The 24866-nt window shown below is 62.4% G+C and carries 19 protein-coding genes; 7 read left to right on the top strand and 12 right to left on the bottom strand.

Features of this window, described 5'->3' with window-relative positions:
* Nucleotides 1-12 precede the first annotated feature (12 nt).
* The 3 genes from glgB to LOY67_RS10535 all read right to left on the bottom strand — a co-directional run bounded on the left by glgB (nt 13) and on the right by LOY67_RS10535 (nt 7833).
* Nucleotides 13-2247: a 1,4-alpha-glucan branching protein GlgB gene (glgB, locus tag LOY67_RS10545; protein ID WP_265067102.1), complete on the bottom strand. Its 2235-nt coding sequence runs from the start codon at nt 2245-2247 to the stop codon at nt 13-15.
* Nucleotides 2248-2258: 11 nt separating this feature from the next.
* Complete coding sequence (treS, locus tag LOY67_RS10540) at nt 2259-5603, bottom strand: maltose alpha-D-glucosyltransferase (protein ID WP_265067101.1); 3345 nt, start codon at nt 5601-5603, stop codon at nt 2259-2261.
* A 232-nt stretch (nt 5604-5835) separates the two neighbouring features.
* Nucleotides 5836-7833, bottom strand: a complete 1998-nt coding sequence (locus LOY67_RS10535; RefSeq protein ID WP_265067100.1) for an alpha-1,4-glucan--maltose-1-phosphate maltosyltransferase — start codon at nt 7831-7833, stop codon at nt 5836-5838.
* Between the two features lie 218 nt (nt 7834-8051).
* Between LOY67_RS10535 and LOY67_RS10530 the strand changes: the two genes are divergently transcribed.
* Nucleotides 8052-8216: a hypothetical protein gene (locus LOY67_RS10530; protein WP_265067099.1), complete on the top strand. Its 165-nt coding sequence runs from the start codon at nt 8052-8054 to the stop codon at nt 8214-8216.
* Nucleotides 8217-8348: 132 nt separating this feature from the next.
* Here LOY67_RS10530 and LOY67_RS10525 read toward each other — a convergent pair whose 3' ends face one another.
* Nucleotides 8349-8849: an MgtC/SapB family protein gene (locus LOY67_RS10525; protein ID WP_265067098.1), complete on the bottom strand. Its 501-nt coding sequence runs from the start codon at nt 8847-8849 to the stop codon at nt 8349-8351.
* 135 nt (nt 8850-8984) lie between these two features.
* Here LOY67_RS10525 and LOY67_RS10520 point away from each other — a divergent pair, with 135 nt between their 5' ends.
* The 3 genes from LOY67_RS10520 to mapR all read left to right on the top strand — a co-directional run bounded on the left by LOY67_RS10520 (nt 8985) and on the right by mapR (nt 12501).
* A complete protein-coding gene (locus LOY67_RS10520; RefSeq protein WP_265067097.1) occupies nt 8985-9218 on the top strand; it encodes a DUF3203 family protein in 234 nt (77 codons plus the stop codon).
* A gap of 306 nt (nt 9219-9524) precedes the next feature.
* A complete protein-coding gene (gene ccoG / locus LOY67_RS10515; RefSeq protein WP_265067096.1) occupies nt 9525-10937 on the top strand; it encodes a cytochrome c oxidase accessory protein CcoG in 1413 nt (470 codons plus the stop codon).
* 154 nt (nt 10938-11091) lie between these two features.
* Complete coding sequence (mapR, locus tag LOY67_RS10510; RefSeq protein WP_265067095.1) at nt 11092-12501, top strand: GntR family transcriptional regulator MpaR; 1410 nt, start codon at nt 11092-11094, stop codon at nt 12499-12501.
* Between the two features lie 136 nt (nt 12502-12637).
* Here the strand turns inward: mapR and LOY67_RS10505 are convergent, their stop codons facing one another.
* Nucleotides 12638-13384: an SDR family oxidoreductase gene (locus LOY67_RS10505; RefSeq protein WP_265067094.1), complete on the bottom strand. Its 747-nt coding sequence runs from the start codon at nt 13382-13384 to the stop codon at nt 12638-12640.
* A 52-nt stretch (nt 13385-13436) separates the two neighbouring features.
* Nucleotides 13437-14330: a Dyp-type peroxidase gene (locus LOY67_RS10500; protein ID WP_265067093.1), complete on the bottom strand. Its 894-nt coding sequence runs from the start codon at nt 14328-14330 to the stop codon at nt 13437-13439.
* Between the two features lie 269 nt (nt 14331-14599).
* Here LOY67_RS10500 and ampC point away from each other — a divergent pair, with 269 nt between their 5' ends.
* Complete coding sequence (gene ampC / locus LOY67_RS10495) at nt 14600-15748, top strand: class C beta-lactamase (RefSeq protein ID WP_265067092.1); 1149 nt, start codon at nt 14600-14602, stop codon at nt 15746-15748.
* 55 nt (nt 15749-15803) lie between these two features.
* Here ampC and LOY67_RS10490 read toward each other — a convergent pair whose 3' ends face one another.
* The 3 genes from LOY67_RS10490 to LOY67_RS10480 form a co-directional block, all read right to left on the bottom strand.
* Nucleotides 15804-16352 (bottom strand): DUF4174 domain-containing protein, encoded by a 549-nt coding sequence (locus tag LOY67_RS10490; RefSeq protein WP_265067091.1) that lies wholly within the window; start codon nt 16350-16352, stop codon nt 15804-15806.
* Nucleotides 16353-16652: 300 nt separating this feature from the next.
* Nucleotides 16653-17438, bottom strand: a complete 786-nt coding sequence (locus LOY67_RS10485) for a sulfite exporter TauE/SafE family protein (protein WP_265067090.1) — start codon at nt 17436-17438, stop codon at nt 16653-16655.
* Between the two features lie 111 nt (nt 17439-17549).
* Entirely contained in the window at nt 17550-18275 is a 726-nt protein-coding gene (locus LOY67_RS10480; RefSeq protein ID WP_413776205.1) for a hypothetical protein, read from the bottom strand.
* Nucleotides 18276-18596: 321 nt separating this feature from the next.
* Here LOY67_RS10480 and LOY67_RS10475 point away from each other — a divergent pair, with 321 nt between their 5' ends.
* Nucleotides 18597-19745 (top strand): aldose epimerase family protein, encoded by a 1149-nt coding sequence (locus LOY67_RS10475; protein ID WP_265067088.1) that lies wholly within the window; start codon nt 18597-18599, stop codon nt 19743-19745.
* Between the two features lie 218 nt (nt 19746-19963).
* Entirely contained in the window at nt 19964-20785 is an 822-nt protein-coding gene (locus LOY67_RS10470) for an aldo/keto reductase (RefSeq protein WP_265067087.1), read from the top strand.
* Between the two features lie 27 nt (nt 20786-20812).
* Here LOY67_RS10470 and LOY67_RS10465 read toward each other — a convergent pair whose 3' ends face one another.
* From LOY67_RS10465 to gcvA, 3 genes are all read right to left on the bottom strand, one after another.
* Nucleotides 20813-22051 (bottom strand): MFS transporter, encoded by a 1239-nt coding sequence (locus LOY67_RS10465; protein ID WP_265067086.1) that lies wholly within the window; start codon nt 22049-22051, stop codon nt 20813-20815.
* Between the two features lie 170 nt (nt 22052-22221).
* Nucleotides 22222-23544, bottom strand: coding sequence for a tetratricopeptide repeat protein (locus LOY67_RS10460; protein WP_265067085.1), 1323 nt, complete (start codon nt 23542-23544; stop codon nt 22222-22224).
* Between the two features lie 217 nt (nt 23545-23761).
* Nucleotides 23762-24673: a transcriptional regulator GcvA gene (gcvA, locus tag LOY67_RS10455; RefSeq protein WP_265067084.1), complete on the bottom strand. Its 912-nt coding sequence runs from the start codon at nt 24671-24673 to the stop codon at nt 23762-23764.
* Nucleotides 24674-24866: the final 193 nt, after the last annotated feature.

Below are 24866 nucleotides of genomic sequence, written 5' to 3'. Positions count from 1 at the left end.
TGACTGTAAAAGTTACCCCTCCGGCCGCAAGATCAACACCGCCAACGGCGGCAGGTTGAGTTCAAGGGACAGGGCCTGGCCATGGCTGGACACGGCTTCGGTGGAGGCGCCGCCGCCGTTGCCGTAGTTGGAACCGGCGTAGGTGTCGGCATCGCTGTTGAGCAGTTCCACCCAACGCCCGGCGAATGGCACGCCGACCCGATAGGCCTCGCGTGGCACCGGCGTGAAGTTGGCGACCACCAGCACCGGCCGGCCCTCCTTGCTCCAGCGCAGCCAGGCGTAGACGCTGTTCATCGCATCGTCGCCAATCAACCACTGGAACCCCTGGGGCGCGTCATCCTGATCGTGCAGCGCGGGCTCCTCGCGGTAGAGCCGGTTCAGGTCGCCTACCAGCTTCTGTACCCCACGGTGCTCGGCGTATTGCGTCAGGTACCAGTCCAGTTGCTGATCGTGGTTCCACTCGCGCCATTGGCCGAACTCGCAGCCCATGAACAACAGTTTCTTACCCGGATGGCCCCACATGAAACTGAGGTAGGCGCGCAGGTTGGCGAATTTCTGCCAGCGGTCCCCGGGCATCTTGTCGATCAGCGAGCGTTTGCCATGGACCACTTCGTCATGGGAAATCGGCAGGACGAACCGCTCGGACCAGGCGTACACCAGGCCGAAACTCAGTTCGTTGTGATGATGGGCGCGGTACACCGGATCCTGCTGGATGTAATGCAGCGAATCGTGCATCCAGCCCATGTTCCACTTGTAGGCAAAGCCCAGGCCGCCCTGTTGCGTGCTCTGGCTGACACCGGGCCACGCCGTGGACTCTTCGGCGATGACCAGCGCGCCAGGGGCTTCCAGGGCGACCACATCGTTGAGGTGGCGCAGGAAATCGATGGCTTCCAGGTTCTCGCGCCCACCGTGACGGTTGGGCACCCATTCCCCGGCCTTGCGCGAATAGTCGCGATACAACATCGACGCCACGGCATCCACACGCAGGCCGTCGACATGGAAATGCTTCAACCAGTGCAGGGCCGAAGCCAGCATGAAACCGTGGACCTCGGTACGTCCCAGGTTGTAGATGAGGGTGTCCCAATCCTGGTGGAAGCCTTCCAGCGGGTTACCGTATTCGTACAACGCCGTGCCGTCGAATTGGGCCAGGCCGTGGGTGTCGGTGGGGAAATGCGCCGGCACCCAATCGAGGATCACGCCGATGTCGGCCTGGTGGCAGGCGTTGACGAACGCGGCGAAATCGTCCGGCGAGCCGAAGCGTGCCGTCGGCGCGAACTGCGACAGCGGCTGATAGCCCCACGAACCACCGAACGGGTGCTCCATGATCGGCATCAGCTCGATGTGGGTGAAGCCCAGTTCCTTGACGTAGGGAATCAGCCGCTCGGCCAGTTCATGCCAGTTGTACTGCCGCGCCACCTCCCCGGCCTCGTCGGTTTCGCATTGCCAGGAACCGGCGTGCAACTCATAGATCGACAACGGTGCACTGGGCACCTGGCGTTCGCGACGATGTTGCATCCATTCGCCGTCCTGCCATTCGATTTTCAACGGTGAAGCGACTTTCGACGCGGTGTCCGGGGGCATCTGGCTCGCCAGCGCCACCGGGTCGGCCTTGAGCGGCAGGATGCCGTGGGCACCGAGGACTTCGTACTTGTAGGCTTCTCCGGCGCCGAGGCGCGGGATGAACAGCTCCCACACGCCCGACGGATAACGGATGCGCATCGGATGCCTGCGCCCGTCCCAGACGTTGAAATCCCCCACCACCGACACCCGTCGCGCATTCGGCGCCCACACGGCGAACCGCACACCGTCGATGCCATCGACCGTGGTCAGTTGCGCCCCCAGGCAAGAGCTGAGGTCGCGGTGGTTGCCTTCGGCGAATAGATAAAGATCCATTTCCCCCAGCAGCGGCCCAAAGCTGTAGGGGTCTTCGGCCACCTGCTCGCCACCGGCCCAGCGGGTGCGCAGCAGGTAAGCCTGGGTACGGTCGAAATGGCCGACGAACAGGCCCGGGGTGTCGCTCAGGTGCAGCTCACCCAACTCCTCACCGCCGTCACGGGCAATCACGTGCACGCTCAGCGCACCGGGCAGGTAGGCCCGGATAAACTGCCCGCCGACACCGTCGCCATGGGGCCCCAGGATGGAAAACGGATCGTGATGTTCGGCGCGCACCAGCGCGTCGATGTCACGGGGGGACGGCAGCAAAGACTCTTTGGCCTGTCCCTGTGAATCCTTGTTCGAGACACTCATGATGCTCTCCACTAAATCGGTCCGCCCAAGTCGGAAAAGGGTTCAAGCCCACTCAATAACCCGTACAGCCCGTGCAACGGCACGGGCAGCCAGGCGGGGCGATTCTCGGCTTCATAGGCCACTTCATAGGCCGCCTTCTCCAGGCCGAACAACGCCAGCGCGGCGTCTTCGCCTTCAGCATCCTTCCACTCATGGGCAAGACTAGCTGCCGCCAGTCGATATGCCTGGACAAATGCCTGGCGCGCCTCTGTCAAATAACGATCGGCTACCCGTTGCCGCGCCGCGTCGGCGTCGGCCGTGCTGTCGACGGTGTGCAAATGAATCGCCATGGCCGCCGCGTAATCGAAGGAGCGCAGCACACCGCTGACATCCTTGTACGGGCTGTGTTTGCCCCGACGCTCATGCAACGGCCGCGCCGGTTCGCCCTCGAAATCGATCAGGTAGGCATCGCCCTTGATCACCAGCACCTGCCCCAGGTGCAAGTCGCCATGCACACGGATGCGCAAGCCACCGACGGCCTTGCCGGCCAGTTCCTGCACGTGGGCCAGGACGATTTTTTTCTGCTCCAGCAAGCGTGCGACCATGGTTTGGTCCGCAGGGTTCAATTGGTTCTGGTGCTGCTTGAGCAGACGCAAGGCATTTTCCACTTGGGCGGCCACGTCGCGGCCGATGGCCTGGGCGTCCTTGGCCGTGGTTTTCTGCGGGGTGAAGTCCGGATCGTCGGTGGCCTGGGCCAATACCTGGTGCATTTCACCCAGACGCTGACCGAGCATGCCGGCGAAATCCTTCAGCTCACCCAGGGCGTTGTAGTGTTGCTCCTGCTCGGATACCGCGTCGGCCAGCTCATCACGCAAGGCTCGCTCGAGGTTGTTCTGGGTCCATTCCCAGGCGTCGCCCTGGTTGCTCAGGTAACCTTGGGCGATCATCAGCAGCGCATCCTCGCCCTGGGTGTCGCGGCGGATCACCGACCCCAGCAGCGGCGAGATATTGCTGAAACCCGCGGCGGTCAGGTAGGCACTCATTTCCAGTTCCGGGTGCACGCCGGACGCGACCTTGCGGATCAGCTTGAGCACCAGGCTGCCGCCCACCACCACCGAACTGTTGGACTGCTCTGCGGACAGGTAACGCACCTCCGGCTCGGCGCCCAGGCTCAGCGCCGCCAGCCCCTCGGTGGGCTCGAAACGCAACTCACCGTCGGTGCACGGCAGCACCGTGCCGGCCTGCATGCTGTTCAGCACCGCCCGAATGAAGCTTTCCAGGGCGAACGCATCGGTGATCAACCCCACCTGACGCACCCGGCGAACCCGGGACAGCGCCAGTTGTTGTGGCAGCGCCGCGCCCACCTGATCTTCAGCCAGCAGACCGAAGGGCAATTGATAACGCAGGGTCTGGCCGCCGCTGGTAACGTCGATTTCGCTGAGCAACACCGGGCGCTGCGGATCACCGAAGCGCACGCCATAGACGATCTCGACCTTCTCGATGGCGCTGTCCTTGCCGGCGAACCAGCGCCGGTTCTGCAACCAGCTCGGCAGGATGGTTTGCTCCAGGGTGGTGCGCGAGGGGGCTTCGAGCAATTCTTCCAGGCGTTTTTTCAACACCAGGGTAGTGAAGTCCGGCAGGCTTTGGGCCGGCTCCACGTGCCAGCTCGGCATCTGGTTTTCCGCCGCCAGGGCGAACCAGTAGAAGCCATACGGCGCCAGGGTCAGGAGGAAATTCAACTGGCCGATGGGCGGGAAGGCATTGCCCCCCAGCATCTCCACCGGAACCATGCCGGCGTAGGCCGACAGGTCCAGTTCGGCGGCCTGGGCACTGCGAGACACGTTGGCCACGCACAGGATGATTTCGTGCTTGCCATCCGGCCCGGTGTATTCACGGGTATAGGCCAGGATCCGCCGGTTGCTCGGCGAGAGCATTTTCAAGGTGCCGCGACCGAAGGCCTTGGACTGCTTGCGTACCGCCAGCATCCGCCGGGTCCAGTTGAGCAACGAATGCGGGTCGCCGGCCTGGGTCTCGACGTTGACCGACTGATAGCCGTATTGCGGGTCCATGATCGGCGGCAGCACCAGGCTGGCCGGATCGGCCCGGGAGAAACCGCCGTTGCGGTCGATCGACCACTGCATCGGCGTGCGCACCCCATCGCGGTCGCCCAGGTAGATGTTGTCGCCCATGCCGATTTCATCGCCGTAGTACAAGGTCGGCGTGCCGGGCATCGACAGCAGCAGGCTGTTGAGCAGTTCCACCCGACGGCGGTCGCGCTCCACCAGCGGCGCCAAGCGTCGACGGATGCCCAGGTTGATACGCGCGCGGCGGTCGGCCGCGTAGTAATTCCACAGGTAGTCGCGCTCCTTGTCGGTGACCATTTCCAGGGTCAGCTCATCATGGTTGCGCAGGAAAATCGCCCATTGGCAGTTGGCCGGGATCTCCGGCGTCTGGCGCAGGATGTCGGTGATGGGGAAGCGGTCTTCCTGGGCCAGCGCCATGTACATGCGCGGCATCAGCGGGAAGTGGAACGCCATGTGGCATTCGTCACCGTTCAAGCCCTGGGCATCGACATCGCCGAAGTACAACTGGGTGTCTTCCGGCCATTGGTTGGCTTCGGCCAGCAGCATGCGGTCGGGGTAATTGGCGTCGATCTCGGCGCGGATCAGCTTGAGGACATCATGGGTCTCGGGCAGGTTTTCGTTGTTGGTGCCGTCGCGCTCGATCAGGTACGGGATCGCATCCAGGCGCAGGCCGTCGATGCCCATGTCCAGCCAGTAGCGCATCACCGACAGCACGGCCTTGATGACCTGCGGGTTATCGAAGTTGAGGTCGGGCTGGTGGGAATAGAAGCGGTGCCAGAAGTATTGGCCGGCCACCGGGTCCCAAGTCCAGTTGGACTTCTCGGTGTCGAGGAAAATGATCCGGGTGCCGTCGTACTTGTGGTCGTCATCGGACCAGACGTAGAAATCCCGCGCCTTGGAACCGCGCTTGGCCTTGCGTGCCCGCTGGAACCACGGGTGCTGGTCGGAGGTGTGGTTGATGACCAGCTCGGTAATGACCCGCAGGTTGCGCTTGTGGGCTTCGGCGATGAAGCGCCGCGCATCGGCCATGGTGCCGTAGTCGGGACTGATGCCCCGGTATTCGGCGATGTCATACCCGTCGTCGCGCCGGGGCGACGGATAGAACGGCAGCAGCCAGATGGTGTTGACGCCGAGGTCGGCGATGTAGTCGAGCTTGGCGATCAGGCCAGGAAAGTCGCCGATACCGTCGTTGTTGGAATCGAAATACGATTTGACGTGTACCTGATAGATCACCGCATCCTTGTACCAGAGCGGGTCCTTGATGAAGGTGGCAGACCGCGGTTTCTTCGCCATTTGCAACTCCTGATGAATTCAATAAAAGCCGCTGGGACGGACTTGCGCTGTTCTTTGTGGCGAGGGGATTTATCCCCGCTGGGCTGCGAAGCAGCCCCAAAAAACTGCAACTCAGTCCCCACATGACACAGCGGTGCGATTCGGGGGGGGCTGCTTCGCAGCCCAGCGGGGATAAATCCCCTCGCCACAGATAAATCCCCTCGCCACAGGTGAATCCCCCCGGCACATAGCCTCAAGACGAACTGATCCGCCAGATCCCGAACGGCTGATACCCCGGGTCGATGCGCATGAACTGGTATTTGCCGTGCCAGGTCCAGCGGTGTCCGTTCATCAAATCCTCGCCCTGGGTCTGGGCGTCGTCCGGCAAGCCCATCTCCCACAACGGCAATTCGAAGTTGGCTTCCTGGGGGTTGTGCGGATCGAGGCTGACCGCCACCAGGACGAAATTGCTGCCGTCAGACGTGCGCTTGCCGAAAAACAGAATGTTGTCGTTCCAGGCGTTGTAGATTTTCAATCCCAGGTGCGTCTGCAACGCCCGGTTCTGACGGCGGATGCGGTTGAGCTGGGCGATTTCGGCAACGATGTTGCCCGGTGCGGTGAAGTCCCTCGGCCGGATCTCGTATTTCTCCGAATCGAGGTATTCCTCCTTGCCCGGCACCGGTGCCGATTCACAGAGTTCGAAGCCCGAATACATGCCCCACAGGCCCGAGCCCATGGTCGCCAGCGCCGCCCGGATCAGAAAACCCGCGCGCCCTGACTCATGGAGAAAGGCCGGGTTGATGTCGGGGGTATTGACGAAAAAATTTGGTCGATAGCACTCGCGCCACGGCGACTGGTTGAGTTCGCTGAAGTAGGTCGCCAGTTCGGCCTTGGTGTTGCGCCAGGTGAAATAAGTGTAGCTCTGGGAATAACCGACCTTGCCCAACCGGGCCATCATCGCCGGGGTGGTAAAGGCTTCGGCGAGGAAGATCACCTCCGGATGCCGGGCTCGCACATCGGCGATCAGCCACTGCCAGAACGGCAGCGGTTTGGTATGTGGGTTGTCGACGCGGAACATCTTCACGCCTTCGTTGACCCAGCCCAGCACAATGTCCCGCAGCTCCGTCCACAGGCTGGGAATCGCGTCCGCCGCATAGAAGTCGACATTGACGATGTCCTGGTACTTCTTCGGTGGGTTTTCCGCGTATTTGATCGTGCCGTCCGGCCGCCAGCTGAACCAGCCCGGGTGCTGCTTGAGCCAGGGGTGATCCTGGGAACACTGGATAGCGAAATCGAGGGCGATTTCCAGGCCATGGGCCTCGGCAGCCGCGACCAGGCGGCGGAAGTCTTCGCGGGTACCCAGTTGCGGATGGATCGCCTCGTGCCCACCCTCCTCGCTGCCGATGGCATACGGGCTGCCCAGATCGTCGGGGCCGGCGGTGAGGGAATTGTTCGGGCCCTTGCGGAAACTGCGGCCGATGGGATGAATCGGCGGGAAATACAAAACGTCGAAGCCCATGTCCTGGATCATCGCCAGGCGCGAATGCACGTCGTTGAAGGTGCCGTGGCGGCTGGGATCATCGGTGATCGAGCGGGGAAACAGCTCGTACCAACTGGCAAACTCGGCCCGTTCGCGCTCGACATCCAGCGGATATTCGGGGCTGATGCTCAGGTAAGGCCGGTGATCGGCCAGGGACATCAGGTCGGCACTGCGCGGCGTCAGGAACAGGGCCACCTGCTCGGCCGGCAACAGCCCCGAAAGCTCATGGTGTAACGCGGCCAGTTGTTCGCTCAACTCGCCATCGCTGCGCTCGGCAGCCTGTTGCACATGGTTGCGCCCTTCCTGCAATTCCAGGCTGATCGGCACGCCGGCGCCGTATTTCTTTTCCAGTTCGTAGCAGAAGCTGGCGTACTGGTCGAACCAGGCTTCGATGCAAAATACATAACGGCCCGGGGTCGGCACATGGAACTGACCGCGCCAGCCGTTATTGCCCAGGTCGGTCATGATCTCGCTGTTCCATACCTCGTCATCCAGCGCACGCCAGCGGATTCGCACGGCCAGTTTGTCATGACCATCGGTAAAGACCTTGCTGGTCACCGTGACGTCCTGCCCCGCCACAGCCTTGGCGGCGAATTGTCCGCCGTCGATCACCGGCATGGTGTTTTCAATCGCAATCCGTGGCAACAACAAGGCGTGGGACAGCGGTAGATTCGGGTTGTACGCCAGGTCGGTCGGGTGTTCGGCAGTCATCGAGCATCACTCCTTTTACGCCCCATGGACGTTGTGGCGGTAAAGGCCCAGTAGTCCTTGAAAAATGGTTCCTGAAAGAACTCACTTAAACTCCGAACCGGACCGGTGGGGAAAAGTTCAGCGGGATCTGCCCTGCGGTGATCGGGATAAAACCCGGCACAGGGTGGTCAACAACAGTAAGCACAACTCAAGCCATGCGCGTCACGGAGACCGTCCTGATGAATATTCCGATCCCGGCCGAAACCCCTGATCCCAACATCGACGACCCCACCCTGCCGCCTCCCGGGCCCGAGCCGGAGCCGGTTCCCGAGAAAGATCCGCCACTGGATCCGCAGCAACCGGTGGGCGATCCGCCGAGCGAGGCGCCGCCGGAGCGGGTTTGAAGGACAAGCTTAGTGAAGAACCTGTGGGAGTGAGCCTGCTCGCGATGACGCAATGCCTGATGACACTTCTGTGACTGATACACCGCTTCGCGAGCAGGCTCGCTCCCACAGGGGGCAGTGTTGAGGCTGGGATCACGGTTTGTCGTCCTTCTCCAGCGCCCGGACGATCACCGGCATCACACTGAACACCGCCAATGCGAGCAATGTGCTCAGCACCGCCGTCGCTTCCCGGCCCAGCCCGGCGGCGACGCCGATGGCCGCGGTCATCCACAGGCCGGCGGCGGTGGTCAGGCCTTTTACGTGGCCTTCGTCGCCATCGTTGTTCTTCAGGATGGTGCCCGCGCCGAGAAAACCGATGCCCGCGACGATGCCTTGTATGACCCGGCTCATGGCGTCGGCCTGGGAGCCGGACATCTGCGGCACCAGCACGAACAGCGCCGCGCCCAGCGCCACGAGCATGTGGGTGCGCACGCCGGCCGCCTTGCCCTTGTGTTCCCGCTCGAACCCCAGGATGCCACCGAGCAGTGCGGCCATCAGCAGGCGCACCGTGACCCGCGTCATCTGCTGGGTGTCGCCGATGTCAGCGAATTCCGATTGCAGGGTGATCCAGACCTGATGCCACCACGCTTCCATACGCCCCTCCTCATGCAGTCGATAAACCATGGACCGCAACGCACGCCAGAGGTGCGCCCGACCGCTGATCCGGCGCAACGAACCCTGGCAAGCGGGAGGCGCCTAACGTTCAGGACATCTGGAAGGAGGAACACCATGACCGTTACTATCGACCGCCAGACCTGTAGTTTCGATACCCCCAATGGCTCGAAAGACTGCTCCGCCAGCGAGCTGACGATCATCACCGACGCGGACAAGGCCATGTCGGCGGTGGAGGTCGATGGCAAGCGTATCTACATCACCGAGGCCGAAGCCGACGCCTTGACCGTGGCCGGCGCGGCCGATGAACGCAAGCACCTCAAGGCCAGCGAAAGCGGCTCGGCGATCTGACACCCACCTTCGTCGACAAATGGGCAATCTGTGGCGAGGAAATTAGCGAAACCTCGCCTCGCCAAGCTGCGCCTGTGTAGGAGCTGTCGAGCAAAGCGAGGCTGCGATCTTTCCACAGGCGCTTGAGTCTCAAGCGAAAGATCAAAAGATCAAAAGATCAAAAGATCGCAGCCTCGCTTCGCTCGACAGCTCCTACAGGGCCTCCAGCCCATCTGATCCGGTTTTTATCGAAACACCTGAGTCTGTTATGCAAACAGATCGATGCTCATAGTGCGCGGGCCAGATAAGGCTGATGAGCGACCGACCATGAGCGATAGAATCCCCGTGCAGTTGATACAGACCTTCGAACCTGCGCCTGCGAGGATCAAGGCCAGGACCACCGATAACCTGATCCACACCCGTAGCTTCAGCGGCCTGTTCCGCACCTTGCGCATCAGCGGTGCGGGTGTGTTGTTCCTGCTGTTCTTCGGCACGGTGTGGTTGAACTGGGGCGCACGCCAGGCGGTGCTCTGGGATCTTGCCGAAAGCAAGTTCCACATTTTCGGCGCAACCTTCTGGCCCCAGGATTTCATCCTGCTGTCGGCGCTGCTGATCATCGCCGCTTTCGGCCTGTTTGCGATCACCGTGTTCGCCGGCCGGGTGTGGTGCGGCTACACCTGCCCGCAGAGCTCCTGGACCTGGATCTTCATGTGGTGCGAGAAGATCACCGAGGGCGATCGCAACCAGCGGATCAAGCTGCACGCAGCGCCCTGGAGCTTGAACAAGCTGCTGCGTCGCTCGGCCAAGCACACGTTGTGGCTGGCCATCAGCCTGCTCACCGGCCTGACCTTCGTCGGTTACTTCACGCCGATCCGCCCACTGGCCGAAGAACTGCTGACCCTGCAGATGGCCGGTGTGAGCCTGTTCTGGGTGTTGTTCTTCACCGGGGCCACCTACCTCAATGCCGGCTGGCTGCGTGAAGCGGTGTGCATGCACATGTGTCCCTATGCACGGTTCCAGAGCGTGATGTTCGACAAGGACACCCTGACCATTTCCTACGACGCGGCCCGTGGCGAAGTCCGCGGCCCACGCAAGCGCGACGTGAACCCGGCCAATCTCGGCCTGGGGGATTGCATCGACTGCCAGATGTGCGTGCAGGTTTGCCCGACCGGCATCGACATCCGCGACGGCCTGCAGATGGAATGCATCGGCTGTGCGGCATGCATCGATGCCTGCGATTCGATCATGGACAAGATGGGCTACGCCCGTGGGCTGATCAAATACACCTCCGAACGCCAGTTGCAGGGTGGCAGGACTCATCTGCTGCGACCGCGGCTGATCGGTTATACCGCCGTGCTGCTGGTGATGATCGGGGCGCTGGTGGTGGCGTTGGTGGAGCGGCCGATGGTCTCCCTGGACGTGAGCAAGGACCGCGGCCTGTTCCGTGAAAACAGCCAGGGCCAGATCGAAAACATCTACAGCCTGAAGATCATCAACAAGACCCAGCAACGCCAGGACTATCAGCTTTCCCTGGTGGACGGCGACGGCTTCGTCCTGCAGGGCAAGACACGGCTGAGCCTGGCGCCCGGGGAGATCGTCGATGTACCGGTGTCGGTGGCGATGCTCAATGAACGCCCCCGCAGCGGTTCACAGGAACTGACCTTCAAGGTGGCCGACAGTGACGAGCCTGCCATCCATAGCGTGGCCAAAAGCCGTTTTGTCGCACCGATGAATCGCTGAAGCCTTAAGATGCAGAGCTGTTTTCTTGTGGGAGCGAGCTTGCTCGCGATAGCGGACTGTCTGCCCCATCAAGGTTGACGGTATGGGCCCTATCGCGAGCAGGCTCGCTCCCACAGTTGATGCGCAACCTGAACCGTTGCTGACTGGACCGGAAATGAAACGCTACGAGAAATTCGCCGACGACATCGCTGAACTGATCCGCTCCGGCATGTTGGGGCCTGGACAGCGTGTGCCGTCGGTGCGCTATGCCAGCCAGACCTACGGCATCAGCCCGTCCACGGTGTTCCAGGCGTATTACCTGCTGGAGCGACGCGGTCTGATCCGGGCCCGGCCGCGTTCCGGCTACTTCGTCAACAACCATGCGCCGAGGCCATTCTCCGAGCCGGTCATCAGCAGCCAGGTGCACGAATCCACCGAGGTCGACGTCAGCGAACTGGTGTTCTCGGTGCTGAACTCAATCAAGGATCCGAGCACCGTGCCCTTCGGCTCGGCGTTTCCCAGCCCGACGCTGTTCCCGTTGCAGCGGCTGTCCCGCTCACTGTCCAGCGCCACGCGGGATATGGACCCGCGGGTGGTGGTCACCGACATGTCGCCGGGCAATCCGCAATTGCGCCGACAGATCGCCCTGCGCTACATGGTCGGCGGCCTGATGCTGCCCATGGAAGAACTGCTGGTCACCAACGGTGCCCTGGAAGCCTTGAACCTGTGCCTGCAAGCCGTGACCGAGCCCGGCGACCTGGTGGCCATCGAGGCACCGGCGTTCTATGCCAGCCTGCAGGTGCTGGAGCGGCTCAAGCTCAAGGCCGTGGAAATTCCCGTGCATCCGCGCGACGGCATCGACCTGGATGTACTGGAACAAACCCTGGAGCGCCATCCGATCAAAGCGTGCTGGTGCATGACCAGCTTCCAGAACCCCATCGGCGCGACCATGCCCGAGGAACGGAAAAAGGCACTGGTGGCGTTGTTGCGCCGCCATCAGGTGCCGTTGATCGAGGATGATGTGTACGCCGAGCTCTATTACGGCCAGCAGGCACCGAAGCCGGCCAAGGCGTTCGACACCGAAGGGCTGGTGATGCACTGCGGATCGTTTGCCAAGAGCCTGGCACCGGGCTACCGCATCGGCTGGGTTGCCGCCGGCCGTTACGCGCAGAAAATCGAGCGCCTGAAACTCATGACCTCGCTGTGCGCCTCGATACCGGCCCAGGCGGCCATCGCCGACTACCTGCAACACGGCGGCTACGACCGCCACCTGCGCAAACTGCGCTACGCCCTGGAAGAACAGCAAAGCGCCATGCTCGCCGCCATCGCCCGCCACTTCCCGGCCCAGACCCGCGTCAGCCACCCGGCCGGGGGTTATTTCCTGTGGCTGGAGCTGCCGGAACAGATGGACTCGCTGAAACTGTTCCAGATGGCCCTGGCGCAAGGCATCAGCATCGCACCGGGCCCGATCTTCTCAGCGACGCAGCGGTTCAGGAACTGCATTCGCTTGAACTACGGCAGCCCTTGGACGGATGCATCGGAAAAGGCCATGGAGACGTTGGGGCGGATTATCCGATCGTTCTGAGGTCGGGCTATCCGCGCCGGCCCCATCGCGAGCAGGCTCGCTCCCACATTGATCTGCTGTGAACTTGAGTACAGACCGCTGAAGTTCCATTGTGGGAGCGAGCCTGCTCGCGATGGGGCCAGCACTGACGAAAAACTCAGCGTCCCCCGCCCAAATCCACAAACGTCCCGGTCGCATACGAAGCCTTGTCCGACAACAGCCAGATAATCGCTTCGGCGACTTCATCCGGACGCCCGCCCCGGGCCATGGGGATTGCTGACTCCAGTTTGCTGACCCGTTCGGGGTCACCGCTGAGGGCATGGAAGTCGGTGTAGATATAGCCCGGGCGGACCGCATTGACGCGGATGCCCTCGCCGGCCACTTCCTTGGACAGGCCGATGGTGAAAGTGTCCAGCGCGCCCTTGGACGCGGCATAGTCGACGTATTCGTTCGGGGAGCCCAGGCGGGCGGCCACCGATGACACGTTGACGATACTGCCGCCCTGCCCGCCGTGCCGCGGAGACATGCGCAGCACGGCGTGCTTGGCGCAGAGAATCGGCCCCAGCACGTTGGTCTTCATGATCTTGAGGATGCGGAACTCGGACATCTCGTCGAGCCGGGACTTGTGGGCGACCGTACCGGCGTTGTTCACCAGCGCCGTGATGCGCCCCAGCTCGGCATCGACCCGGTCGAACAGGCCGACCACCTCATCCTCGATGCTCACGTCGGCGCGCACGGCGATGGCCTGTGCGCCCTTGGCGCGGATCTGCGCGAGCACATCCTGCGCGGCGTTTTCATCGGACTGGTAGTTGATGCAGATCCGATACCCCAGCTCGGCAGCCAGTAACGCCGTAGCGGCCCCGATACCACGGCCGCCACCGGTGATCACAATGACTTTATCCACGCTGCTTCCCCTGTTTCACGGTAGACATCCGGGGCCAAGAATAGCGTTCACCTCACGCTTTTGCACAACTCCCGGCCAGGGCCTGCAGGTCCAGGCGTCCGTCCAGCAACGGCGGGCACCAGTAGTAGCCGCCGGTGATCGGCCGGCTCATGCGGTACAAGCCATCGGTAATGCCATCTTCAAGGCCACTCATGCGTCGCAGTTGCGCCTCGAAAGCGTCCAGGGAGAAACCGAACGCGAGGAACATCAGCCCGGCGCGATCGCCTTCGATCCACGGCATGGAGCGGCGCACGACGAAGGCTTGCGGCGCGAAGCTTTCCTGGGCGGTGCGTTTGACGTGGGCCGACTCCGGCGCATCGTCGAGTTCTTCGTTGTCGCTCAGCCGCCGGCCCATGATGTTGTCGCGCTCATGGGGTTGCAGGGCGGCGAAACCGTCCAGATCGTGTTGCCACTGCTGGATCGCTGCGAAACTGCCACCGCGCAGCCCGTCGGCACCCTGGGCCAGGGCCGCGGCGATGGCGGCTTCCTCATGCGGGTTCTCGGTGCCGTCTTCGTAACCCGTCAGGTCGTGGCCGGTCATGTGGCGGAAGGTTTCATTCATCTGCACCAGGCGCAACGCCGGTGCCAGCGCTGCCTCGATGGCGCGGCTGCGGTGCAACAATTCGCCGCGGTCTTCACCGTGCAGCCAGCACCACAGCGCGTGCTGGGTCGAAGGATTGTCCACGCCCACGCCCGCCAGCGCAGGAAACGCCCGCAGGCCTTCGATCTGCGCGCCCAGCGCCTGGACCAGCGATTCGCCGAGACCGATCACCCCACGACCGTCCAGTTGCAGCACCAATCTGTCGATCGCAGCCGGCAACGCCTCGACCGATTCCAGGGCGAAAAACAAGTGACGAGCCTGAGGCGGAACAGGGGTGGCGAGAATGCCGGGCTGGTAGTAACTCATGTGAACTCCTTTAGAAAGAGCGCAAGTCTACCCGGCGGCCGTGGATTTGTGGTGGTTTGCCTGCGGTCGCCGGCCCGGCTGAAAGGTTTTTTGTAGGATTGCTCTTTCGACCCCGTCGGATAGCTCGGAACCTGGCCTGACGCGAAGGGCATAAGGTTGCCTGGTCCGCGAAAACTTCCTAGAGTGCCCCTCCCACAGAGCTACTCAGCGCTCAAAACTGCCGGATGCAGAGCGGCTTGTACCCTCGCCATTCATGGAGAACGGCCAACATGCACATGACCAGATCGATACTCGCGGGCACCTTCTTGCTGGGGTGTGGAATGATGCCGGGCTTTGCCCAGGATCGCCTCGAAGACACCGTCAACGCGGTTATCGAACCCTTGATGAAACGCCAGGACATCGCCGGCATGGCCGTGGCGATCACCCTGGACGGCCACCCTCGTTATTTCAATTACGGCGTGGCCTCCAGGGAGACGAAACAGCCGGTCACCGACCAGACCCTCTTCGAAATAGGCTCGGTCAGCAAGACCTTCACCGCGACCCTCGGTGCCTATGCCCAGGCCCAGGGCAAGCTGTCCCTGTCGGACCCTGCCGGCCGCTATGCCCCCGAGTTGCACGGCAGTGCCCTGGAGAACGTCAGCCTGCTCAACCTCGCCACTTATACCGCCGGTGGGTTGCCGTTGCAGTTTCCCGACGCCGCGGACCACCCGGACCGGATGTTCGGTTACTACAAGACCTGGAAAGCGCTTTACCCGGCCGGTACCCAACGGCTCTATTCGAACCCGAGCATCGGCCTGTTCGGCTATCTGGCCGCCCGCAGCCTGGATCGCCCCTTCGATGATGCGATGGAACAGACGTTGATGCCGGGCCTGGGCCTCCAGCACAGTTACCTGCGGGTGCCGGCGGCAGAGTCGGGCCGGTACGCCCAAGGCTACGCGAAGGACGGCAAGCCCGTCCGGGTCGGTCCCGGAGCAATGGATTCCGAAGCCTACGGCGTGAAAACCAGCGCCTCGGACCTGATCCGTTTCGTCGAGGCCAACCTGCGACCGGAAAAACTGGATCCGGACCTGAAGCAAGCCATCGCCACCACCCACACCGGCTTCTACAAGGTCGGCGATATGACCCAGGGGCTGGGCTGGGAGTTCTACCCTTACCCGGTGACGGTAAGCGAGTTGCTGGCCGGCAATTCGGTGGAAATCGCCATGAAGCCGAACAAGGTCGCCCCCCTCGATCCGCCCCGTCCTGCCCCGGCCAATGCGTGGATCAACAAGACCGGATCCACCGGCGGCTTCGGCGCCTATGCGGCCTTCGTACCGGGCAAGAATATGGGCATCGTGCTGTTAGCGAACAGGAACTATCCGATCGAAGAGCGGGTGAAGGCGGCGCATCGGATTCTGATGGCGTTGGATGCGAAATAAATCGAGTTCCTGTGGCGAGGGGATTTATCCCCTCGCCACAGGGTTGGCCAGCAGATCAATCATCCAACGGCTTCGGCGCAGCCGCAGGCTTGGCTGGCTTGCCGGGTTTCGCGCCTTTCGCATCCTTGGCCGGGGCAACTTCGGGCGCGGGAGGTGGTGCAGGAGGCGTTGCTTCTTTTTCTGCCGCAGGCAGTTTGTCGACGGTGTCGAAGAGTTCCTTCAGCTCGATTGCCCCGGAATGCTCAAGCTTCTTTTCCCCGTCCTTGCCCACCAGGATGATCTTGGTCTGGGCACCGGCTCCCAGCTTGAGTGAGCGGATCAGCGCCATGGTGCTCTGGGGGTCCAGGTCCTTGCCATCGCGCTGCCCCATGGTATTGAGCACGGTGTAGAGCACCATGTTGCGCTCGGAGAAACCCTGCTTGCCCGCAGGTTCCTCCAGGGCTTTCTTCAGGCTGACCCAGGCAGGGTCCACAGTGCTGGGCGCAATGACGACCAGAGAGCGGGATCTGCCCACCTCCGCCGCCAGGGGTGAGTCACCGTCAGCGGCGAACAGGGGGCCGGCGATGGCCAGCAAGGTTGCCAAGGTCAACGACCGAATGAGCATGCGCCTCTCCTTTTGATATTCACGCTGTACTGATTGCACAGGGCGGCAATTGTTCCGCGAGAGAGTCGCCCAATGCTGCGCCGGCCTGCCATGAAGCTTAGGTCAGCGGGGTTATTGCGCAACCGTGATGCGGGAAGGAGTAAGTCGATGCGGAGGCAGACACGGATTACTGTGGGAGCGAGCCTGCTCGCGATGACGGTGGGTCAGTCGACATCAATGCTGATTGACCCACCGCTATCGCGAGCAGGCTCGCTCCCACATGGGTCATGTGAAAACTCAAAGGGCTGTGCCCCACAGTAATCAGAACGCCAGCTTGAACCCGATCATCGCCAGCATCACCGCCAGGCACGGGCGCAGCAGTTCGTCGGAGATGCGTCCCGACAAGTGACTGCCCAGGTAGATACCCGGCAACGAGCCCACCAGCAGATAGCCGAGGATGTGCCAGTCCATGTTGCCCATGCTCGCATGGCCCAGGCCGGCCACGAGGGTCAGGGGCACGGCGTGGGCGATTTCGGTGCCCACCAGGCGCTTGGTGACCAGGAACGGATAGAGAATGAACAAGGCGACGGTGCCCAGGGCACCGGCGCCGATGGAGGTCAATGCGACCATCGTGCCCAGCACCAGGCCGGTGATGACCGTGAGCACATTGAGTCGCACGCCGGAGGGGTTGTAGTGACCGCCAGCGCGATCATGGGCGAATTGCAGCAGGCGTTTCTTGAACAGGATCGCCAGGGCCGTGGCGAACAGCACGAAGCCCAGGGCCTGCTTGATGACGGCGTTCATGGCGTCCGGCGAACTGTGCAGGCTGCTGAGAAACCACAGCGTCAGCCCGACCGCCGGCACACTGCCCAAGGTCAGCCAACCGGTGATCGCCCAGTCGATATTGCGGTTCCTGGCATGCACCAGCACGCCACCGGATTTGGTAATGGCCGCGTATAGCAAGTCCGTACCCACGGCAGTCGCAGGATTGATACCGAACCACAACAGAATGGGGGTCATCAGCGAACCGCCACCGACGCCGGTCATTCCGACGATGAAGCCGACCACCAGGCCTGCTACGACTAAACCGACATTACCGAAATCCATCAAACCCGTCTCAGCATAACCGCGTGGAAAATCTCGCCGCGAGCATAGCGATTTTTCTTATAACCGCCCTATATCGATGTGATCTATCTTTATGCCTTTTTTCCTCAAGGCCTATTGAACCGGCAAGAAGTTGAGGAACAACAGGCTCTGAGCGTAGTTCAGCCCGATCCGTCGGTAACGTTCGTCCAGCATCTGCGTCAGCAAATCCAGTCGCGCGACGATTTTGCCGAACTCCACGGCAAAGCTCAGGTTGCTGCCCTCCTCCGAGATCTCGTTGGAGAACAGCAGCAGGTTGCCGTCCTTGTCCTGTCGCTGGCTCAGTATCCAGGTGGCTTTTTCGATATTGCGTGCCGCATTGCTGACAAAGCGCGGGTCGATGGTATCCGTCATGTAGAACTCGAGCCGATTGCCATGGGCAGTGACCAGCATGCTGCCGATGGCATAGATGAAGGCCCCGACCCGATCGCCGAGGAATTCCGGGCTCATGGCGTAGCTCAGGGCCGCCAGGTCCTTCTTGCCGCCCAGGGTTGGCAAGGGTTGCTGCTGCTCGATGGCCATGCGCACCTGCTTCTCCGCGGTGCGGGCATCGAGGAAGCCGGATTTGCGCAGTTCCTGGGGATTGCGCAGGTAAAGCTTGCTCATCAACAGGTAGAGGCTTTGCAGGTTGTCGTGCATCGCCAACGTGGCCATGCGATCAACGCTGGTCTGCAAGAACTCCTGGGGCCGGGCGTTGCTGAACTGCGTGACCATGTCCTGCCCTTGCTGGTGGCTGCAACCGCCGCTGAGCAGCATCAACACCCCGGCCACCAGCCCTGGACAGCGACGTCGTAACACCATCAGACAATAGGAAACACCGGCCATTGAATCTCGATCTGGGCATGGGGAAGCGGTGGGAGTCGCCGCTTCCTGGCCATGGATAGAGCGGCAAAAAGCCCAAAAGTGCAGTGCCAGGTGTGGAAGCTGACGTTTGGGCAAGACTCGCCTCGCTTAATTAGTATTACTTTTTAATTGATAATTTTCGAATTGTGGCTATAAATCCCTTCTCAACCTTCAAATAGATAGACTACTGAACAGAAAAACCCTTACTGCTGTCCGACCAAGTAACCGACTCGACCCGCGTTCAAAACAACAACAAAACCACAGGAAGGAAGGTCTACCATGCTTGAATCCAGACATCTGCTCACGGCCCTCGGAGTGTCTCTGATGATCGCCACCTCTGCCCAGGCCGCCGGCCTGACCAATGAACGCGCTGCGTTCGGCAAGACCGACGACGGCACCGCGGTGGAAAAATATGTGTTGCGCAACAGTCATGGCATGGAGGCCACGGTCATCACTTATGGCGGGATTCTCCAGTCGCTGATCGTGCCGGACAAACACGGCAAGGCCGCCGACGTGGTGCTCGGCTTCGATGATGTCCAGGGCTATCAGAAGAACGGCAACGTGTATTTCGGCGCGACCATCGGCCGCTTCGGCAATCGCCTGGCCGACGGTGCATTCGAACTGGACGGCAAGCGCTACCAGGTCCCCCAGAACGACCACGGCAACTCCTTGCACGGCGGCCCGCAAGGGTTCGATAAACGCGTCTGGAAGGCCGAGCCCCACAACGGCAAGGACTCGGTGGGCGTGACCCTGACCTACCTGTCGGCGGACGGCGAGATGGGTTTTCCGGGCGCGCTGAAGACCGACGTCACCTACAGCCTCACCGAACAGAACGAGCTGCGCATCGACTACAAGGCCACCACCGACAAACCCACGGTGCTGAACCTGACCAACCACAGCTATTTCAACCTCGCCGGTGCCGGTAACGGCGACATCCTGAAACAGGTCGCCACCCTGTACGCCGCCCACTACACACCGGTGACCGCCAAGCTCATCCCCACCGGCGAACTGGCGCCCGTGGCCGGCACGCCCATGGATTTCACCAAACCCACCGCCTTCGGCACCCACATCAAGGCTGACCACCCACAACTCAAGTTCGCCGAACCGAAGCAAGGTGGCTTCGATTTCAACTGGGTACTGGACACCAACGGTGACGTGAGCAGGCCGGCCGCCGATGTCTACGATCCGCAATCGGGGCGCCGCTTGCAGCTCTACACCACCGAGCCCGGTGTACAGCTTTACACCAGCAACTTCCTCGACGGCACGGTCAAGGGCAAGCACGGCAAGGTCTATCCGCACTGGAGCGCGTTCACCCTGGAAACCCAGCACTTCCCCGATTCGCCCAACCAGCCGAAATTCCCATCGACGCGGCTTGACCCGGGCCAGACCTACACCCAGACCATGGTGTTGAAGTTCTCTGCGAAATAACCCCTACCTGATCGCTCCCACACTGTCTGGCTGAAGTGTGGGAGCGAGCCTGCTCGCGATGACGGTGTATCCGTCGACATCAAAGCCGATTGACCCACCGCTATCGCGAGCAGGCTCGCTCCCACAGGGAACGGCGCAGGCCTCCCCGTCGATCAACCTTGAACACTTGGTCTATCCTGCTGCCACACCTCTGACGTTCAAGCACATAGGAGACAGGCATGAAGACTCTGGAGTTGGCCGGCGTGTCCGTACCCGTGATCGGCCAGGGCACCTGGCACATGGGGGAGGAACCGTCCGCCCGCAAGAAAGAAGTAGCGGCCCTGCGCCTGGGCATCGAACTGGGCATGACCCTGATCGACACGGCGGAAATGTACGCCGAGGGCGGAGCTGAAACCATCGTGGGCGAGGCAATCACCGGCCAGCGGGACCAGGTGTTCCTGGTCAGCAAGGTCTATCCCCACAACGCCAGCCGCAAAGGCATTGCGCTGGCCTGCGAACGCAGCCTGCGGCGACTCGACACCGACTACATCGACTTGTACCTGCTGCACTGGCGCGGCCAATACCCGCTGGAAGAAACCGTCGAAGCATTCGAACGCCTGCGCGAAGAAGGCAAGATCGGCCGCTGGGGCGTATCAAACTTTGATGTGGACGACCTTGAAGAACTGGCTTCGCCGGCCTGCGCCACCAATCAGGTGCTGTACAACCTCCAGGAACGGGGGATCGAATTCGATCTGCTGCCCTGGAGCCGGCAGCAGTCGATGCCGATCATGGCCTACTGCCCGGTCGGCCAGGGCGGGCATCTGCTCAAGGACCACACCCTGCGACAGATCGCCGAGCGCCACGGTGCGACGCCGGCGCAGATCGCACTGGCCTGGCTGGTGCGCCAGGACAAGGTCATCGCCATACCCAAGGCCGTGCAACCGGAACATGTGCGCTTGAACGCCGAAGCGGCAAATCTGCAATTGGCGCCCCAGGACCTGGCAGCCCTCGACCTGATCTTTCCACAACCCCAGGGCAAGCAGCGACTGGCGATGGTGTGACGACACCCCGCCTGCCAGGCTGAAGCATCAAGCGTCGGCCTGGCGGGAGGAAAGGATGAATCCGCTGACACCCAGCACCGGTCCCGGCACCAGCAACCACAGCGCATCGATACCAATACGCTCGAACAGCCAGGTGGTTGCGGCAATCGAAACAACGGTGATGGCAAAGCCGATGCTGTTCTGGATGGCCAGGGCACTGCCGACCGCATCCCGGGGACAGGCCTGCGCCGCGAGTGCGGAGAACTGCGGCGAGTCGGCCACCACCGACGCGCCCCAGACACCCAGCAGCGCCAACAGTGCCCACATCGGCAATTGGTGGGCACTCAGGACAAACAGCAGTCCACAGGCCCCCGACAGGCTCAACGCTCCCAGCGCCACCTTGGCACTGCCGGTTCGCTGGGACAACATGCCCCCCAGGATCGACCCCACCGCCCCCAGCGCCATGATGCAGAACGACAGGCCCGCCACCCCCAAGGCAGGGAAGGAAGACGCCAACGCGGTACGGCTGACGATCAACGGCACCAGCGTCCAGAACGCATACAGCTCCCACATGTGACCGAAGTAGCCCAGGGTCGCCGCCCGAAAGCGACTGATCCTGAACGCACCGAGGATCGCCCCTGCCCGCCGGGTCCTCACGGCTCCAGGGGCGGAGCCGGCGCGGGCATGGGGGCCTTCGCCCAACGCGCCGATCAGGACCGCGCCGGCAAGCGCCAGCACGGAGGATGCGGTGATGATTGCCTGCCACGGCCAATCCGCCCCCACCATGCGCAAGGCATGGGGCAGCGCGGTGCCCAGGGTCAGCATCGCCACCAGTTGAGCCAGGGCCAGGCCGGTGCGCTCCGGCGCCCAGCCGACGATCAGCTTCATGCCCATGGGGTAGATACCGGCCAACGTGATGCCCACGCAGAAGCGCAGCATGCCACCGCTCAGCAGCCCCTCCGCCAGCCAGGCAAAACCCAGGTTGAACAGCGCACCGGCGATGGCGCTGCACACGAACAGCGTGCTCGCGCGAAAACGGTCGGCAGCACCACTGAGGGACAGGCTCAACGTACCGAGGATAAAGCCCAGTTGCACGGCGTTGGTCAGCCAGCCGATGTCGGTGGACGTGGCATTCCAGGCGTGCATCAGCTCTTCGGCGGTACTGTTGGCGCTGAACCACAGTGAAGTACCGAACAGTTGGGCCACGGCAATCGTCGCCACCGGCCCCAGCGAACGGATGAGCAGGCCACGCAAACCTGACGGCGTGGCAGCTACGGAAAGAGTCATTTTCAGGTCACCAGGGCGCACGCCGCAGGATGGATGAATAGAAGGTTCACACTACATCCCCTGTGGGAGCGAGCCTGCTCGCGATAGCGGAATACCAGGCAACACTTTCGTCGACGGATACATCGCCATCGCGAGCAGGCTCGCTCCCACAGGGACAGCACTGGCAGGCATCAGCCCGCGGCAAGCCCGGCCAGCCAGAGACTGTCCCGTGGCGATGGCCGGCGATGCAGGCGCTGATCCAGCAAAGCCCTGGCCTTCTTCACTTCGCCGGCCCGCATCAACGCCACCAGCAACGTGTCCTGGACGATTTCGCGCTGGGCGCCGCTGCCCCCCAAGCGCACGGCATCATGGGCCACCGGCTCGAGGATCTTCGCACAATCAGCATAGCGCCCCTGGGCGAACGCCTGCACCGCATGACAAAGGGCCGGGACCACGGCCCCCGCGCGCAGGTTGCCATCGCGCACCAATTCACTCAGCGCGTTGGCCCGCTGCTCGAGGGCGTGCTCATCGCCGGTGACGGCCGCGAGAATAGCCATGTGGAAATCGGCAAAGGGGAAGCCCGGCTGCTGGAAGTAACCGGACGCATAGCCGGCCGCCTCGTCCCACAGGCCGGCCGGCACCTCGTGCCCGTAGGCCTGCAAGCGCCACAGGAACGAAGCGCTGTCGCTGACCACGTTGATCGGTACGCCGGTGGACACCGAAGGCGCCACTTGCTCGGTATAGATACCGAGTGCAGTTTCGGTATCGCCGCGCTCCAGCGTCACCAGTGCGCCGTGCCAGGCGATATGACCGTGCAGGATGCCGCTGCGGTCGTAGCCGGGCAGCCAGTCGCGGATGACCCCGGCCGCTTCGTCGTTGGCCCCGGACTCATGGAGCACGTGTGCTACCGCGTGCACGGCGTTGACGTTGTTGCGGCGCAGTTCCAGCGCCCGTTGGGTCAGTTCACGGCCGAGGGCGACATCACCGTTCTCGCCATGGGCCCAGCCGCGATAGGTGAGAAACCACCAGTCGTTTTCCGGGAAATGACGGGCGTGACGCTCGCACAGCTCCACCCGGGCCTGGTCATGGTCAGCCATGCCGGAGAACGCGAACAGCCCGAACGCACCCAGCGGCAGCGACAGGATCACGATATCCAGGGGCCAACGATCCGTATGTTGCAAGGCGCCGGCCAGGGCCTTGGCCGGTTGGCCATTGATGGCGAACCAGAGCACCTGCACATGGCTTCGCTCACGCTCGGTGCCGTTGGCCTGCGCCAGTTCCATCGCCTTGGCGATCCTGGCCTTGGCCTCGCTGACTTCGGCACGCACCGCGTGCAAGCGGGCACGGGCAGCATGGGCCAGGGCGAAATCCGGATCGGCTGAAATGGCTTCTTCGAGGGTTTCAGCTGCGCCAGGCCACAGGGAAAGCAACAAGTCCACACCCGTGCGATAACGCTCGGCGGCAACGTTGGACGTGGTCGAAAGGGGCAGACTGTAACGGTCGAGGCAGGTCATCGGACGCAAGGCTCCTGAGTGTTCCGGTTCAAACGAATGAGGAACATTAGACTTCAAACGCTGCTGGCAGACTTTCGACTAACTGCCACGTGATGTAGAACAGAAGACAGCCATGCATCCAACATGAACGAGATTCCAGAACCCCATGAAAATGTCTCCGGTGCCGACGGCGGACCCGACGTGACGCGGATGCTGGAGCCGAGGTATGGCTCGACTTCTACTTGGCCGCAATCTCGAACAACCAATCGCGAAAGGCCTTCAGCCTCGGCAGGCTCGAACACCCTGGACGGTAGACCACGTAATAGGCCAGGGGCGACTCGAACTTTATCTGCGGGAACAACCTGACCAGTCGCCCCGCTGCCAGGTCATCGCGGGCCATGACACTGCGAGCCAGCGCCACCCCCTGTCCATCGATTGCCCCTTGCAAGACTGCCGCCGAGTTATTGATCTTCATGCCGCGGGAGGTCGCTACACGGGTAAGGCCCAACTTTCCGACCCACGCCGCCCACGTCGGGAAATCCATATGGCTATCCATGGACAAGTCATGAATGAGTGTTTCCCGGGCAAGATCGTCCGGCGTCTGCAGACGCGTAGAATCGACCAGCAGCCTGGGCGAACAGACGGGATAGACTTCCTCATCCATCAACTTTTCCGCAACCAGTCCTGGCCAGCTCCCCGGCCCGTAACGCACGCCGATGTCGATCCTTTGGGCGACGAAATCCACAGCCCGCAGATTCGTGTCCAGGCGCACATCCATGTCGGGCCAGGCGGCATGAAAACTCTCGATGCGCGGCAACAGCCATTTGGCGGCGAATGCGGGGCTGACCGTGACCGTGAGGACGCTGCCACTCGAGTCTTCCTTGAGCCTTTCCAGGCCTAGCGTGAGCCTGTCAAAACCGGCCCGAATATCAGGCAGTGCATGTTCGGCTGCCTCTGTCGCAACAAGCCTGACCCGACCGCTGGACGCCCGATGAAAGAGCGGTGTGCCCAGCCACTCCTCCAGGGAGCGCACGAGCTGACCGACAGCGGCAGGTGTGACATTGAGCTCGGCCGCCGCGGCGGAAAAGCTCTGATGACGGGCGCTGGCCTCGAAGGCACGCAAAGCATTGAGGTGGACTGGCAGCTTCATGTCGATAAACTTTTTCTTTCTCGGAAAGACACTTTATGTGGTTTGTCGCGGCGAAGGGAAGCCACGAATAATCGGGTTCCAAGGGAGAAGCCATGTCGCGCACCTGACTTACACAACACGCGATCTCAAGGCGCACGCGTGCCCCCGAACACTCGACCTTCAAAAAAGCGGCGGATGTGCCATGCCCCTGCCC

Origin of the sequence: Pseudomonas sp. B21-056 (assembly GCF_026016325.1) — a bacterium.
Classification (GTDB): Bacteria; Pseudomonadota; Gammaproteobacteria; order Pseudomonadales; family Pseudomonadaceae; genus Aquipseudomonas.
This window is presented reverse-complemented; position numbering and strand designations above follow the sequence as displayed.